General features: G+C 47.5%; 16 protein-coding genes. 9 read left to right on the plus strand and 7 right to left on the minus strand.

Annotated elements, in window-relative coordinates; translation table 11 throughout:
- From ACYVJG_RS11515 to ACYVJG_RS11525, 3 genes are all read left to right on the plus strand, one after another.
- Positions 1-205: hypothetical protein (locus tag ACYVJG_RS11515; RefSeq protein ID WP_460431176.1), on the plus strand; the 205-nt coding region annotated here is incomplete at its 5' end.
- Between the two features lie 61 nt (positions 206-266).
- Complete coding sequence (locus ACYVJG_RS11520; RefSeq protein WP_460431177.1) at positions 267-668, plus strand: hypothetical protein; 402 nt, start codon at positions 267-269, stop codon at positions 666-668.
- Positions 665-1,648 carry a CapA family protein gene (locus ACYVJG_RS11525; protein WP_460431178.1) on the plus strand — a complete coding sequence of 328 codons (984 nt, stop codon included), beginning with the start codon at positions 665-667 and terminating at the stop codon, positions 1,646-1,648. The genes ACYVJG_RS11520 and ACYVJG_RS11525 overlap by 4 nt, the downstream gene beginning before the upstream one ends.
- Here the strand turns inward: ACYVJG_RS11525 and ACYVJG_RS11530 are convergent.
- The gene (locus ACYVJG_RS11530; protein ID WP_460431179.1) at positions 1,645-2,649 is read right to left on the minus strand and encodes an isocitrate/isopropylmalate dehydrogenase family protein; all 1,005 of its coding nucleotides are present in this window, start codon (positions 2,647-2,649) and stop codon (positions 1,645-1,647) included. The genes ACYVJG_RS11525 and ACYVJG_RS11530 overlap by 4 nt on opposite strands.
- A gap of 28 nt (positions 2,650-2,677) precedes the next feature.
- On the minus strand, positions 2,678-3,451 hold the full coding sequence (xth, locus tag ACYVJG_RS11535) for an exodeoxyribonuclease III (protein WP_460431180.1): 774 nt from the start codon (positions 3,449-3,451) through the stop codon (positions 2,678-2,680).
- Positions 3,452-3,576: 125 nt separating this feature from the next.
- Between xth and thiD the strand changes: the two genes are divergently transcribed.
- Positions 3,577-4,425 (plus strand): bifunctional hydroxymethylpyrimidine kinase/phosphomethylpyrimidine kinase, encoded by an 849-nt coding sequence (gene thiD / locus ACYVJG_RS11540; RefSeq protein ID WP_460431181.1) that lies wholly within the window; start codon positions 3,577-3,579, stop codon positions 4,423-4,425.
- Here the strand turns inward: thiD and waaA are convergent.
- Both waaA and waaC read right to left on the minus strand, forming a co-directional pair.
- A complete protein-coding gene (gene waaA / locus ACYVJG_RS11545) occupies positions 4,347-5,693 on the minus strand; it encodes a lipid IV(A) 3-deoxy-D-manno-octulosonic acid transferase (protein ID WP_460431182.1) in 1,347 nt (448 codons plus the stop codon). The genes thiD and waaA overlap by 79 nt on opposite strands.
- Positions 5,693-6,661 carry a lipopolysaccharide heptosyltransferase I gene (waaC, locus tag ACYVJG_RS11550; protein WP_460431183.1) on the minus strand — a complete coding sequence of 323 codons (969 nt, stop codon included), beginning with the start codon at positions 6,659-6,661 and terminating at the stop codon, positions 5,693-5,695. Before waaC ends, waaA begins: the two co-directional genes overlap by 1 nt.
- A gap of 466 nt (positions 6,662-7,127) precedes the next feature.
- On the opposite strand from waaC, the gene ACYVJG_RS11555 reads away from it, so the two are divergent.
- Both ACYVJG_RS11555 and ACYVJG_RS11560 read left to right on the plus strand, forming a co-directional pair.
- Positions 7,128-7,886: a glycosyltransferase family 2 protein gene (locus tag ACYVJG_RS11555; RefSeq protein WP_460431184.1), complete on the plus strand. Its 759-nt coding sequence runs from the start codon at positions 7,128-7,130 to the stop codon at positions 7,884-7,886.
- Entirely contained in the window at positions 7,883-8,854 is a 972-nt protein-coding gene (locus tag ACYVJG_RS11560) for an NAD-dependent epimerase/dehydratase family protein (protein WP_460431185.1), read from the plus strand. Before ACYVJG_RS11555 ends, ACYVJG_RS11560 begins: the two co-directional genes overlap by 4 nt.
- Here the strand turns inward: ACYVJG_RS11560 and ACYVJG_RS11565 are convergent.
- From ACYVJG_RS11565 to ACYVJG_RS11575, 3 genes are all read right to left on the minus strand, one after another.
- Positions 8,847-9,995 carry a response regulator gene (locus ACYVJG_RS11565; RefSeq protein WP_460431186.1) on the minus strand — a complete coding sequence of 383 codons (1,149 nt, stop codon included), beginning with the start codon at positions 9,993-9,995 and terminating at the stop codon, positions 8,847-8,849. The two genes, ACYVJG_RS11560 and ACYVJG_RS11565, sit on opposite strands and share 8 nt — an antisense overlap.
- Positions 9,996-10,024: 29 nt before the next feature.
- Positions 10,025-10,465, minus strand: a complete 441-nt coding sequence (locus ACYVJG_RS11570; protein ID WP_460431187.1) for a BLUF domain-containing protein — start codon at positions 10,463-10,465, stop codon at positions 10,025-10,027.
- Positions 10,466-10,574: 109 nt separating this feature from the next.
- Positions 10,575-11,231: a lysozyme inhibitor LprI family protein gene (locus ACYVJG_RS11575; protein ID WP_460431188.1), complete on the minus strand. Its 657-nt coding sequence runs from the start codon at positions 11,229-11,231 to the stop codon at positions 10,575-10,577.
- 216 nt (positions 11,232-11,447) lie between these two features.
- Between ACYVJG_RS11575 and ACYVJG_RS11580 the strand changes: the two genes are divergently transcribed.
- The 3 genes from ACYVJG_RS11580 to ACYVJG_RS11590 all read left to right on the plus strand — a co-directional run bounded on the left by ACYVJG_RS11580 (position 11,448) and on the right by ACYVJG_RS11590 (position 15,346).
- Positions 11,448-12,566, plus strand: a complete 1,119-nt coding sequence (locus ACYVJG_RS11580) for a response regulator transcription factor (protein WP_460431189.1) — start codon at positions 11,448-11,450, stop codon at positions 12,564-12,566.
- Positions 12,567-12,803: 237 nt separating this feature from the next.
- Complete coding sequence (locus ACYVJG_RS11585; RefSeq protein ID WP_460431190.1) at positions 12,804-14,066, plus strand: glutamate-5-semialdehyde dehydrogenase; 1,263 nt, start codon at positions 12,804-12,806, stop codon at positions 14,064-14,066.
- Entirely contained in the window at positions 14,063-15,346 is a 1,284-nt protein-coding gene (locus ACYVJG_RS11590) for a DUF3422 family protein (RefSeq protein WP_460431191.1), read from the plus strand. The genes ACYVJG_RS11585 and ACYVJG_RS11590 overlap by 4 nt, the downstream gene beginning before the upstream one ends.
- The last annotated feature ends 10 nt before the right edge of the window (positions 15,347-15,356 follow it).

The following is a 15,356-nucleotide window of genomic DNA, read 5'->3' on the forward strand; positions in this document are numbered from 1 at the left end:
AAAAACGCTCGCGGAGCGCATTCATCGTTGTAGTTGCGGGGCTGAATGCAGCCGCGACGAAAATGCGGCGCGAGTGATGTTGAATTGGGCGCTGACAGGTAGCGCCTCCGGTCAGGAACTGGCCGAGATGGGGAGCGGTGGACGTTTCGCCGTGCTGAACCACGAAACTCACGCTGTACCGGCGCTAGCCGGTCAGCGGGAGTAGTTCATGAAAAATTACGCCATAGTGGTTTTTGGCTTGTCATAATCTGGTTTTTTGCTGCCCGATGTCCGACATGATCAAATCCATTCTCTATGGCGTCGTTTGTTGGCTGCCGCTGTTAGCCTCTGCCAGCCCATATATCGCTTGCCACTACACCTACGGTGGAGAAAGCAAAACCCACCTTGTTCAACCAACCAAACAACCCTATGACATTGCGCCGATTCAAATTGGCTCGTACTTTACCTTTCGGGTGGTCTGGCAAACCGAGCCGAGTGATCTCGCTCATATCAAGATTTACACCTATGCCGATCAAGAACAGGGACAGATGCTCATTCAACAAGTCAGCTATCCCTATCCCCTACCCGCAACATCAACCAAGGGATATGGTTTTACCGGCAAACAACGAGTGTATGAGCCGATTCGTGATGGTGAGTTGGAATACTGGTGTGAGTTAGACAACAAATGAAAACTTTTTTCCTCAGCAGTGTACTTGCCCTGAGCTGTGCCAACGTCGCAGCAGCCGAACTCAAACTGATCTTTGCCGGCGATATCATGTTGGCTGAAGGGCCTGGCCGAACGATTGCCAAAGGCAAAGATCCGTTTCAATTTTTTGTCCCTTACTTGGCACAAGCTGATTATCGAATCGGCAATCTTGAAACACCGGTGGCAACCAGCGGCAAAGCCTTAAAGAACAAAATTTTTGCCTTTCGTGCCCATCCACGGGTATTGCCTGTCTTAAAACGGCATTTTAATGCAGTCAGTGTCGCTAATAACCACTCAGGTGATTATGGCAAAACGGCCTTTGTCGAAACTTTACAGCATCTAGACCACAATAAAATTGCCTATTTTGGCGGCGGACATCATCTCAATGCCGCCCATCGACCACTCTGGATAGAACGTCAGGGCATCAAAATTGCTGTGCTCGGTTACAACGAATTTAAGCCACGTTCTTTTGAAGCCGGTGCAAATTGGCCGGGGATTGCATGGAGTGAAGATGAGCAAGTCATCATGGATATCCGCGCCGCAAAAGCTGCCGGTGCAGATGTGATCATTCCTTACATGCACTGGGGTTGGGAACGTGAATTGCAGCCAACAGCACGTCAACGACAACTGGCACAACGCATGATTGATGAAGGAGCAAGTGTGGTGATTGGAGGACACCCGCATGTTACCCAAGGCACAGAGTATTACCAAGGAAAATTGATTGTGTATAGCCTCGGTAACTTTGTCTTTGATGGCTTTGACCCACCCGAACCGGCAGAAACGCGTCAGGGTTGGGTGTTGCAGGTGAATATCAACCAGCAAGGCATGACACGCTGGCACACTTGGTTAGCCCGCCAAGACCGCCACGGCACCCCACACCCCGATCTCCATACCGCAACCCCTTGTGGCCGTGCGGGGGATACGCAACCCCGCCAGTGCCGTGGGGACGTCGCTGTAGATTAAGCCAAACGGGCCAAAACAGCGTAGGTAAAAGCTTGGGTGGAGCAGCGAGTTGGTAAATTCAAATCGGCCGTTCCCACCCCTGCCGCCAAAGTCGCAGCAACCGCTTGTTCAATCGCATCCGCAGCATGAGGTTGATTCCACCAACTCCGCGCCAACAACGCTAACGACAACATCGCAGCCACTGGATTGGCCTGTCCTTTGCCAGCAATATCGGGAGCTGAACCATGGACAGGTTCGGCAATCGCAGCAGATTCACCCAAATTTAACGACGGAGCCATCCCCAAACCACCGCCCCATGCAGCAGCCAGATCAGACAAAATATCCCCATACAAATTCGGCGCGACCAAGGTATCAAAACGCTCGGGATAGCGTGCTAGCTCATACGCTGCCGCATCGACCAGCCGCTCTTCCAGTTCTAAACGTGGAAATTGTGCTTCAGCCACTTCGCGCACACTGTCACGGAACAAACCATCAGTTAACGGCAAAATATTGGCCTTATGCACAATGGTCAGTTTCCCTCGTGAGAGCCGACAAGCCACCTCACCGACTCGACGACTGGCCAAGCGCGTGATCCGCCGCATGGCAGTAGCAACTTCACCGTCACTTTCCTCTTCACCGATGTAAATATCTTCCGTATTTTCGCGAATCACCAATAAATTCACCCCCGGCCGTGCCCCAGGCAGCGGAGGCGAAACGGTTGGACGTAAATTGGCATAACAGTCTAAACGACGGCGCAATTCCACAATCGGTGAACGATATCCTTCCACCTTACGAGCAGGCGAGCTGACGGCGCCAAATAACACAGCCCCGCATTGCGTGGCGGTCTCAATGGTTTGAATTGGCAAGGCCTTCCCTACTTTTTGAAAACATCCCCAACCCGCTTCTGCTTCGACACATTCCACTTGCGGTAAGACTTGCCGTAATACTTGCACTGCCGCAGGCACCACTTCTTGACCAATCCCATCACCAGGAATCACACACAAACGCAACGCTTCTGCCATGCTATATCGCTCTTTCTTTGCTATGTTCTTAGGAAGTTCTATTGAGGTGGAGGATCACCGGTGTGTGATCGGAAGGACGCTCATTTTTTCGCGGTTGTCGGTCAATCTCACACCCCAGCGCATAGGGCCGTAAGACATCAGACAGTAAAATATGGTCAATACGCAAACCCAAATTGCGCCGAAACATCGCCGCACGATAATCCCACCACGAATAATGTCCGGCCTCGGCCTGAAACAAGCGAAAACCGTCGTGTAAACCAAGCGCTAACAGTTGTTGAAATGCAGCACGCTCTGCCGGTGAACACAACACACAGTCACGCCATTTTTCTACATCGTAAACATCGCGCTCATCCGGTGCGATATTAAAATCACCCAGTAACACTAACTGTGGATAAGTGTGTAATTCTGCTGCGATATAACGTGATAATTGGCTAAACCAGTGCAATTTGTAGTGATATTTGGCCGAATCCAGCGATTCACCATTGACACAGTACACGTTCACCACCCGTATCCCATCAATGGTCGCCGCAATCACCCGCCGTTGTGGATCATCATAATCGGGAATATCAGCTACCACGTTTTCACAAGGCAATTTGCTAAGAAGCGCCACCCCGTTATACGTCTTTTGTCCCGCCCACACCGCGTGATACCCCGCTGCAGTGATCTCTGACAGAGGAAAAGCCGGTTGATCTAGTTTCAGTTCTTGCAAAGCGAGAACGTCGGGTTGTTGTTGTTCTAACCAATCCAATACCTGTGGCAAACGCACTTTGAGCGAATTGACGTTCCATGTCGCAATACGCATAGCCCACCCTTTTCAACAAAAACAGTATTGTGCCACGTGGCTTCAACAGCCGATCAAGGGCTCAGCCAGACAACAGAGCATGCTAATATGCAAAACACTGTCTTTCGCCCATTTTGTCTGTTGCCATGACCTCTTCTCTTCCTATTACGCTATCTATTTCGTTTGCCGATCCCTCTGGTTGCAGTGGCATTCAGGCAGATGTTCAAACCTTTGCTAGCCTCGGCTGTCATCCCCTATCGGTCATCACAGGCATCAGCGTGGCCGATACGCGAGGACAAGTGGAGTTTCACCCCGTTGAAACAGAATGGGTCATTGAACAAGCACGCTACTTGCTAGAGGATATGAGCGTCAGTGCCTTCAAAATCGGACATGTTGGTAGCATTGAAACTGCGATGGCACTGGCTGAAATTGCAGCAGATTATCCCGATACCCCGCTTGTTCTTGATCCAGCACTGGGTCATGGTGGAGATCTTGCCACTGAAGAATTGGCCGAGGTGATCCGCGACGTCTTGTTACCACATACCCATTTGTTGGTGTGTAACCCCCTTGAAGCGCGTTGGCTCTCCAGCAGCGATCCTGAAATAGACGAAGACCCAGAACCAGATGCTTGTGCTCGTCGATTGGCAGAAACAGGCCTAGGCGGGATATTAATCACCGGTATCGCTAATCCACAACAACCGCAAGAAATTTTGCACCATCTCTACCAAGGCGCACGCTGTGTCAGCCGCAATCCGTGGCAGCGGTTACCCTTCGATTATCGCGGGGCTGGCGACACCCTTTCCGCAGCTATTGCGGCCTTTACGGCTGCCGGCCAACCGATGGCACAAGCCGCCATCGAAGCCCAACGTTTTGTCTGGCAAACCCTTGCTGCCGGCTATCGACCAGGCATGGGCTATCACGTCCCCGACCGTTTATTCTGGGCATGGCCAGACGCGACGGACGAACTCACTACAGACAACGAATTACTGTCTTGATTGGCTAAAGTGGTTAACAGCACATTGAGAATGCGCTCGGTCGCACCTTGATGTGCTGCGGCAAAGGCTAAGCCAGCAGCGCCCATCGCCTTCATCAACGTAGGATGATGCAAAATCGCGGCCGCCGCTTCAAACACCTCGGCAGGGGTGTCAACACGTTGCAAGGCACCTGCTTGAGCAGCTAAAGCCGTCACCTGTGAAAAATTAAAATCGGATGGCCCCATCACAATGGGGACACCCAAACACGCCGCCTCAATCAAATTTTGCCCACCCAAGGGCAACAAGCTACCGCCAATAAAGGCCACATCAGCAATGCGGTAATAGGCGAATAGCTCCCCCATCGAATCACCCAACCACACCCTTGTTTCAGGGCGAAGCGGCTGTTTTTCGCTACGGCGTTGAAATGGGATATGCCGTGCTTCTAACAGTTTTGCCACATCGGCAAAACGCTCAGGATGCCGTGGCACAATCACTAGTAGGGCAGGAAAATCAGCGGGAAGAGCGTCCAACAACAACGCCTCCTCACCTTCGCGCGTACTCGCTGCCACCAACACAGACCGTTCCCCACACCACAACCGAAATTGTGCTGCAAGATCCAAACTATCCCATGTCGGCCTTACATCAAACTTGGTGTTACCCACTACCGTAACCGAACAGGAAGAGGCCAATGCCGTGAACCGATCAGCATCCGCTTGAGTTTGCGCAGCAATTTGGGTGAGCTGACGTAAGGCGGGAGCAATCAGAGGTCGGATACGGCGATAGCCGCGAGCAGACCGCTCTGACAGTCGTGCATTCACCAAAAACAGCGGGATATGCCGTTTATGAGCCGCGTGAATTAGATTCGGCCATACTTCCGTTTCCATCAACACACCAACTCGTGGTTTTACCTCGGACAAAAAACGTTGTACGGCGTGGGGCATGTCATAGGGCAGATAAGCAAAAGCAATGTGTTGTCCACGACATCCCATATTGGCAAAAAGCTGACGGGCTGTGTCACGGCCAGTCGGTGTCATTTGCGTAATCAAAATTGGCAACTGGGGAAAATGGTCTTGCAAAGCTTTCACCAGCGGAATCGCCGCGCGGGTTTCCCCCACCGACACCGCATGTAACCAAATCGGTGGCGAGGGCATGGTTGGCATTTGGCCCATAAAGCGCTCGTGCCAGTGCAAACGGTAGGCAGGTTGGCGCTTGCTACGTCTGACCAAATAAAACGCCACCACGGGCGCTAGAAGGTACCACAACAGGCTGTATAGATAGCGAAAGGCCATTAACACATCACCTCATTCACCACAGCAAGCACTTCATGGGGTGTTGGCAGTTGCCCTACCCCACCCAAATTACGGGCCCGTAACGATGGAATCACCCCCGTTTTAGCCGGATCGGTATCGGTATAAAGCGCCACCAACGGCTTATCTAACGCATTAGCAAGATGACTCAAGCCGGTATCGACCCCAACCACACACGCAGCATGAGACAACAATGCCGCCGCCTCAGTGAGCGAAAGACGCGGCGGCACGAAAGCAGCTGGCATCTGCTGAGCAAGACGCTCAGCTCGCTCACGCTCCTTCTCGTTACCCCACGGCAAAACACAACGCCAACCATATTGGCGATATAACGACTCAGCTAAAGTCAGCCAATGTGTCTCAGGCCATTCCTTGCTTGGACGAGACGTGGCAGTGAGCGCAACACAATATGGGGTTGTGGATAACTCGGGAACCGAAGGGAGCTGCAACGCCGCCAAACCAAAATCTACCTTGTTTTCGTCGATTTGATAACCAAACGCACGAGCCAACAACATACGATTACGCAGTACCGCACCCAAACCACGGCTAACAGGGTAACCCTTTTGATAAAAATAACTCGCCACCGGCTCGCGAATGCTGTTGCGGTCAAACCCAACCATCACATCACCGGCTGCCCAGCGGCCTAATACAGCGCTTTTCAGCAGCCCTTGAGCGTCGACCACCACTTGGTAATGCTCTGTGACCAGTTGCTGCCGTAGGTGGCTTATTTCTTGCCAGACAGCAGGCATATACAAACGCTTACGCCAGCGTCGAACAGCACAGGCCCACACTTTATCCACAGCCGGATGAAGACGTGCAATCTCTGCAAAAGCTTCTTCTGCTAACCAATCGATTCGCCAATGTGGAAAGTGTCGCGCCAAATCGGTCACTGCAGGTAGGGTATGAACCAAATCCCCCATCGAGGACGTGCGCACCAAGAGTATTTTTGTCATGGACGCGATTTTAAGCGGCAAACGGCTCCGGACCAAGTCCCATACAACTTATCCACAGAAGAAGCCAATCCCCACACGAAAAAACTATCCACAGGGTGTTTTGGCCCTTTTGCAACTGTCCAAAGTACGCACCAAGCCATAAAAACAAAACAAATTATTGATTTTAAAAATAAAAATAGAATTATCCACAGCAAAAAATCTGCCGTTTTTTGTTGTTACACGGCTCTCAATCTGTGGATAAGTCTGTGGATAAGCTGTGGATAACTTGTGGATAACTCAGATTTTTTGTGGATTGAAAATTTTATCCACATTTTATCCACAAGTTATCCACCGAGTTATCCATAGGTTTTCCACATGATAAGTCTTTGATAAATAAAGATTTCAACAAAGTTATCCACAGAAAAAGGGTTCCTTCATCATCATTACTACTATATATTCAATATTTGTTTAATAAGAACTTATCCCCATGCAAATCAGCGTTGTCATCATCACACTCAATGCATCACAGACCCTTGAAAGGTGTTTACAGTCATGTCAACAGTTCACAGAAATTATTGTTCTTGACTCAGGCAGCACAGACAACACCATCAACATTGCTAAGCAATACGGAGCAAAAGTTCACCAACACAACTGGTTAGGGTTTGGTAGACAAAAACAACTTGCTGTATCACTAGCAAGCAATGACTGGGTGTTATGTCTTGATGCAGACGAATGGTTAAGTCAGTCACTACAAGACGAACTCAAAACATTGGATAATCCAACACAAGCAAAGACAGTTTTTGCATTACCAAGATGTAATCGTTTTATGGGTAAGTTCTTACGGCATGGAGAAGGTTATCCAGATTGGTGTATCAGACTGTTTAATAAAAAACAGGCACGTTGGAGTAACGATAGTGTGCATGAAATTGTTGAACACAGTGGAAAAGTAATTAAGCTAAAACACAAGCTCATGCATGAATCAGGAGAAAAAATCAGTCATTATCTAGAAAAACAAAATCGTTATACTGATTTACAAGCAGAGATTTTATTTAAGAAAGGTAAAAAAGTCTCTGGTCATTCAGCAATAAGCAGTGCTGTATTTCGATTTATTAAGTTCTATTTAATGAAAAGAGGTTTTTTAGATGGTTTGCCTGGTTTGATTCATATTTTAATCGGTTGCGGAAACAGTTTATTCAAATATATCAAGTTGATGGAATTGCAAAGACTCAATAAGGAAAAAAAATGATTTACTTAGTAACAGGATGTGCTGGATTTATTGGACGAGCAGTAGCATTGAAGCTACTCGAACAAGGAAACACCGTGATCGGTGTGGATAACTTGAACAGCTACTATCAACCTCAGTTGAAGAAAGATCGTTTATCCACAATAGAAAAGTTTCCCAATTTCTTGTTTTTTGAGTGTGATATTGCTGACTATATTAAATTAGAAGAAATTTTTACTCAGTTTTCTGTTGATAAAGTAATTCATCTTGCTGCACAAGCTGGTGTGCGCTATTCAATTAGTTATCCACAGGCTTATACACAAAGTAACCTCGTCGGGACAGCGAACATTTTAGAACTATGCCGTCAGTTCAAAGTAAAACATTTAGTGATGGCCAGCTCATCTAGTGTGTATGGCAACAAGACAGAAACGCCATTTAGTGAAAACAGTCACACTGATTTACCAATCAGCTATTATGCTGCAACTAAAAAAGCAAATGAGGTGATGGCTCATAGTTATAGCCATCTTTATCAATTACCGATTACAGCATTACGATTTTTTACTGTTTATGGTCCGTGGGGACGACCCGATATGGCGGTATGGCTATTTACGGAGGCGATTGAACAAGGAAAAGAAATAAAGGTATTTAATAATGGGCAGTTATGGCGCGACTTTACCTATATTGATGATATTGTGACGGGTGTAATTGCTACTGCAGATAAACCACCTGTGGATAAGTCAGTGCCATTTGAAATTTTTAACATCGGCAATCATCAACCTGTTTTACTGGAAACATTTATTACCACCTTAGAAAAGGTGCTCGGTAAAACAGCTAACAAGATTTATTTGCCTATGCAAGCAGGTGATGTATTAACAACGTATGCAGATACTGAAAAATTACAACAGGCGGTTGGCTTCTCGCCCAATACTTCACTAGAGGAAGGGTTGATCCAATTTGTAGATTGGTATCGAAGTTATCCACAGGCTATTTGAGATAGCTTGTGGATGAATGAGAAAGTGTTTCAAGGCGGCTTTTGAGATCTTCTAAAGTCGCTGTGGTTTCATCATGATTATCGTGTAATGCAATCAGTGCCTGTGCTTTCTCCCTCACCATGTTTTCGATATCTTCTTCAAGGTCACTTGACATCCCGAGTGGCGCAAAAGAAGTGATCAGTGAATCAAGCATTTCTGTCATGGTTTGTGTGCTATGTGCACGAGCGCGCCGGCTATGTTCGATAAAATCATCGATGGTTTGCCGAATATCTTGCAACATATCCACAATCTGTCCCTGTGTATAACTATTTTGTGTTGTGGATAAGTAAGCCAGCAAACGGCTGTCTGCCATTTCTGTTGCAATGGCTAAATGATCTCGCAATCGTCCTGTTTTATCCACATCCTCAATTGGCATATTGTTGATAAGTAGAGTTAAATGCTCAAAGTTAAACACACAGCGTCTTTTAAATTGAAAAATTCGTTCTAAAGTACGAACATGATTTAATACTGCCACTTCAAGTGGTCGTTCTTTTCCTTGATCGCTAATGGATAATACCTCATTACCTAATCTAAGTTGCACCGCCCCTTCTAAACCGAACTGCCGCAACATGGTCAACAAAGTATCAGCAAATTGTTGTGGTGTGGTATTTTCGGTTAAGTTGCGTATTGTTTGAATTAGAATTGCATATTCATCAATGTTTGATAGCAATAACGAGCTTAATAATTCTGAGTCAGCCATCTGTTGTTTTAATAACATGGCTTCATTGAAGGTATTTCTCACTCCTTCAACTCGATGTCTGACTTCGTCGATTGCATAAGGCTTAAAAATAAAATCTTCACCACCAGCATCATAGCCATGCAAACGATCCTGCAAACAATTGCGACCAGAGATAAAAATGACTGGTATATTTTGTGTATTGGGATGGCTTTTTACACTTTCGCAAAACTCAAACCCGTTCATCCCAGGTAACTCTACCTCGGTTAAAATAATACTCGGTGTTTGTGTTGCTAATTGCGCAAGACAGCTTTCTGCTGAATCAAATAAACTAACTTGATATTCTTCAACAAAAATTGATTGCAGCATGATGCGTGAAGTGACGCTGCCATCAACAGCAAACAAAATAAATTCGGGCAGACTCATTGGATTGGCCCCAGAAGGGTAATGGCTTATTAGATTTCTTGCTGATCGATAGCATATTTCTCAAAAGTAGTGAGAAATACCTGACCAATGGCATGGTCTAAAGAAGCAAGAACGGCATGTGCTTGTTCTTGGTTGAGGATCGAAGGATGGTTTTTCTGAACAGATTTCGGCAGCGTCTTTGAAAAATAGGCTACAGCCCAAGTCGGGAGAGACACTTTATCAGTGCTATTTTTTGCTGCTAAGGTGACATTACGATGATTGGGATCATTTTTCATTTCTTCAAAAGAGGCCATCACATCATCTTCTTTGCCTTCCAATAACTGGACACAACGCTTGTTGTGATAAAACATTAAGCCAGAAACCCGTTTGGTTAAGTGTTTTTCTTTGGCTTTTCTCAGAATATCCAGTTCTTCTGCTTCGCTGGCATGAGCGATGATTTCGCTGGTATGAATCAATTGCACGAATTGCATGTTTGAAACTCCCTGGCTGAAACGAGATTTGACGAGACAGCATAGGGAGTGTTTGTTAAGGTTAGATGGCAGTGTTATGAATTTATCATTTAATGATTGTGCTTCTATTTCATTTTATTTTTCGATAGTTGCCATCAAATGAAACATTTAAACCGCCGCAACGCATATTATCATCCATTACCTTGAGTCCTTGTGGCATTAAGTGAATAGTTAAGGCACAGGCATCGCGATCGCCTTCTTGATAATAAAGCCGGTTACCGTTTAACAACACGGTATGATCCAATTCTCCGGTGTGCACAGCTTGTCTTCCCTGCCAAATCGCTGAACCTTGTACGTACACCTTGCCGCCTTTAAGTTCTCTTAGCGTAATTTCTGCTGTGTCTGGGTCTGGCTTATTTTTGATAAAGCGTTGGTAAACCCCTGAAATCCCTTGGCTGACTGGTGCTGTGGTTGTTGTGCTGGCAGTGATCCGGTTTAACTCGTTGAGCCGCTGCGTGTAAGCGGTTTTTAAACAGTCAATATCTTGGCAGCTGTTGCGGGTGTATTTCAGCCATTCTCGTTGTTGATACTTCACGGCATCGCCAGAGTGTGCAACCGCTTTTTTATAAGAAGCCAGCAAAAGCTCATCTAAATCAGAAAGCTGTTTGTCTGAGCAAATCGCTTTCTCTGTCCAATTACGGGCTTGGCTACAATCAAAACTGGCTGCAAGTGCGGTCTGTGTTGTAAGCATTAATGCGAAATAAAGAGGTAAAGTTTTTTTCAACATGGTCTCTCTCTGAGGAAAAATGATTATTGCATCATCATCTTAGCACCAACTCCCTCAAGTTTTGGCTGTTGTGAGGCTAAGCTTTTTGCGGGATTGTATTTTTATATTTGGTGTTTTTTTGATTTTTACATTTGTTCAGCTTTTGTATTGATTTTGTTCAATCATTTGTTAAAATCATAAACTAAGGATAAATTAAGCTGGCAATGGAGGTTGAACATGGATGTGTTGTTGCATGTTGATGATGACCCACTGCAACAAGCATGGTTACGAACCTTGTTTGGTGCAGAATACCAAGTTCTCACTTTTCCTGACGCTGAGACTGCTCTGCGTGAATTGGAAAATGAAACGCTGGTCCCGAACATTGCCGTGTTAGACCTTGAATTGCCGGGGATGAGTGGTTACCAGCTGTGTCGGCAACTACGAGAAATGCCCCAACTGGTGGGAATGGCCATCTTGGTGTTATCTGCCCACGATAGCTTGCCAGATCGTGTTGAGGCGTATGAAGCGGGCGCAGACGATTACTTTATCAAGCCAGCCGATGTGATTAACCTAAGGTTGAAGCTAAATCGCCTCAGTACCTTGGCGAAAGAACGACAAGAAATTGAGCAGTATGTATTACAAGCGCAACAAACCTCTTTCTCGGCGCTAAGTGCGCTTGGCGAAACCAATATCACACTGGCTTTTTTCCGTGAGATTGCTTTCTGTCGTGATTACAACGCCTTGATACAACATGGATTGCAAGCGCTTCATCAGTTTGGTGTGAATGCCGTTGTCGAGCTGCGGTCCCGCTTTTTTGCTCAAGCGCGGGCATCAGAACACGATGTGTCCCCCCTAGAACGTTCTATTCTCGATCATGTGCGTACCCTGGGTAATATTTTTGAATTTAAACAACACGCGGTGTTTAATTTTGATGATGTAACCGTGTTGGTGCACGATATGCCAGCCTCGGATTCTGAGCGCTATGCACGGTTACGCGAAGATATTTCACAGATTGCTCAGGGGATGGCGACGTGTGCACAAAACATAGATGCTATGCAAACTATGTTGCAACAACAGCAACGACTACGCCACACGCGGGCTACCTTGCTCGCTGCGTCAGAATCGTTGCAACAACAGCTCTCGCAACAGCGTCGTCGTGGTGAAGCCACTTTACAAACCATGACTCATTCGTTGGAAAATTTGATTCATTGTTTCGATCTGCGTGAAGTTCAAGAAATCGCGATTAAAGATATTTTGGAACAATCAAGACATGATCTACTGGACTTACAAGAAGAACGCTTAGATGTTGAAAACGTATTATCCGATTTAGTGTCGCAGTTGGATGATTGCTGTTAATCATCGTTATTGATATTGGTTTGTTCACAAGCTGCTGAGATTTCTTCCCCCGATACAGCCCTCTTGCCTTTCGCAATAGGGCTTTTTTATTGCCTTGGTCACTGGTTTTTCGTTCGTGGAACGGGGAATGTTTCACGTGAAACATTCCTCGCCGATACCAGAAAGATGCCGCAAGCAGAATGACGGTGATACCATCGGCGGCGATACTTTTTCTGAAGCTGGGGGGAAATAATAGAGATGGATATCCAAGAATACATGCGTGGAATTGGTGAGGCGGCACGGGCGGCCAGTCGTGAATTAGCGCGGGCTGATACCAATCGAAAAAACCAAGCTTTACATGCGATTGCCGATGCGATTGAACGGGAACGAAAAAGTTTACTTGATGCCAATGCCGACGATGTGACGGCTGCCTTGGCTGAAGGCTTAGCACCAGCAATGGTGGATCGGCTGACATTGAACGACAAAATCATCAGTTCAATGGCCGAAGGCCTGCGGCAAATTGCAGCCTTGCCTGATCCCATTGGCGAAATGACGGATTTTGCTTATCGTCCTTCGGGGATTCAGGTTGGCAAAATGCGGGTGCCACTTGGGGTGATCGGGATCATTTATGAAGCACGCCCTAATGTCACGGCAGATGCAGCAGGGTTATGCCTCAAATCCGGCAACGCCACCATTTTGCGCGGCGGCTCTGAAGCCATCCGTTCTAATCGTGCGATTGCAGCTTGTGTACGAGAAGGTTTGACTAAGGCAGGTTTGCCTGCGACAGCGGTGCAAGTGGTCGATACCACCGACCGCGCCGCAGTGGGGCAACTGATTACCATGCCTGAATATGTGGACGTGATTGTGCCACGCGGCGGTAAGGGCTTGATCGAACGCATTAGCCGCGAAGCTAGAGTGCCGGTGATTAAGCACTTAGACGGTAATTGTCATGTGTATATTGATGACACTGCTAACCCAGAAAAAGCAATTCGGGTGGCGGTAAATGCAAAAACACAGCGTTTTGCACCATGTAACACCATGGAAACGCTATTGGTGCACGAGGCGTTTGCTGCTTACATCCTGCCAAAATTAGCGCCAATGTACTGGGAAAAAGGCGTTGAATTGCGTGGTTGTCCGCGTACCTTAGCGATTTTGGTCGATGAGCGAATGAAGGCGGCAACGGAGGAAGATTGGTTCACCGAATATGCGGCACCGATTCTTGCGATCAAAGTGGTGAAAGACTTGGACCATGCGGTTGAACATATCAATCACTATGGCAGCCACCATACTGATTCGATTATCACCGAAGACTATAGCCGTGCTCGTCGTTTCTTGCGTGAGGTGGATTCTTCCAGTGTGATGGTCAACGCCTCGACACGCTTTGCCGATGGCTTTGAATATGGCCTTGGTGCAGAAATTGGGATTTCCACTGACAAGATTCATGCGCGTGGCCCAGTCGGTTTAGAGGGATTGACCAGCCAAAAATGGTTGGTATTTGGTGATGGGCAAATCCGCGAATGACACCTTTGGCTGCACATCCTTTACGCCAACTGTTAAATGATGAAGCCCACGCACGGCCGGCGCTGCCTATTGCAGGGCCGGCGCGTTTATCTTCCATCGTATTGTGGTCGGATACGGTGGGCGAAGCGGAATGGCTTGATCTGCAACAGTTAACCCAACGATTGGGATTGCCCAATCCCGAACCTCATGCAGTGCAATATCAAGCCCGTGTTGGCCCTTTGACGCTCAATTGGAGCCTACATACCGAGTTTGTGCGCTACACCTTTATCTTGCCCGAAATAGGCTGTAATCCATTTAGTGATACTGCTTTGGCGGCGGTGCCTGCCGATTGGCTAGCCGAGCTGCATGGTGAGTTATTGGTGGGGTTACATGCGGTGATTGTCCCTGCCCATCCCTCAGAGGATTGGCGGACACAGGTAGGGCATTGGTTTGATCCTCAAGACCTGATTGGGGCAGAAATTGGCGATCAGAGCGGGGTGGCATTAACCGACTTACGCTTACACCCCGATCCAAACTTAGGATTGGGGTTTACCCGTTTGGCGGTGTTAGACCGTAGCATGGGAGAGCGTCAGTGTGGCCGGATGGTAAGCCGACTGATTGAAATTGAAAGCTACCGCATGTTGGCATTATTGGCGTTGCCGATTGCTAAAACAGAAATGCGCCGATTGGATGAGTTGGGCATGGCGATGCGTGCCATTACCGCCCGTCTTGATGATGGACAACGCGAGGATGGCAGTTTATTGGCCGAATTAACCTCTCTCGCGGGTCGATTGGAAGATGCGATTGCTTCATCACAATATCGTTTTTCTGCTGCACGCGCCTATTATGCTTTAGTAGAGCGGCGGATTGATGAACTGCGCGAAAGCCGTATTGCCGGCCTACAGCCATTTCATGAGTTTACCGAACGGCGTTTGGCCCCCGCGATGGCAACCTGTGACACGGTATTGGGGCGACAAGATCGGCTGGCGATGCGGCTGACCCGCGCCACGGCCCTGTTGCGGACTCGGGTTGAGATTGAACAAGAAAAGCAAAACCAACAATTACTCGCTTCAATGGATAAACGCGCTGCATTACAACTGCGCTTACAAGAAACAGTTGAAGGGTTATCGGTTGGGGTGTTGAGTTATTACGCAGTGGGTTTGTTGAGCTATGGCTTTAAAGCAGCGAAAGCGGCAGGTCTGCCGATCAATGCAGATTTGGCGACTGGATTGGCAATTCCTGTGGTGTTAGCGACCTTCTGGTTGGGTATGCGTCGCATTCGGCGCCACCTCGGTCACTGACAAACCTTTG

The sequence above is a fragment of the Aquaspirillum soli genome (genome assembly GCF_054781915.1).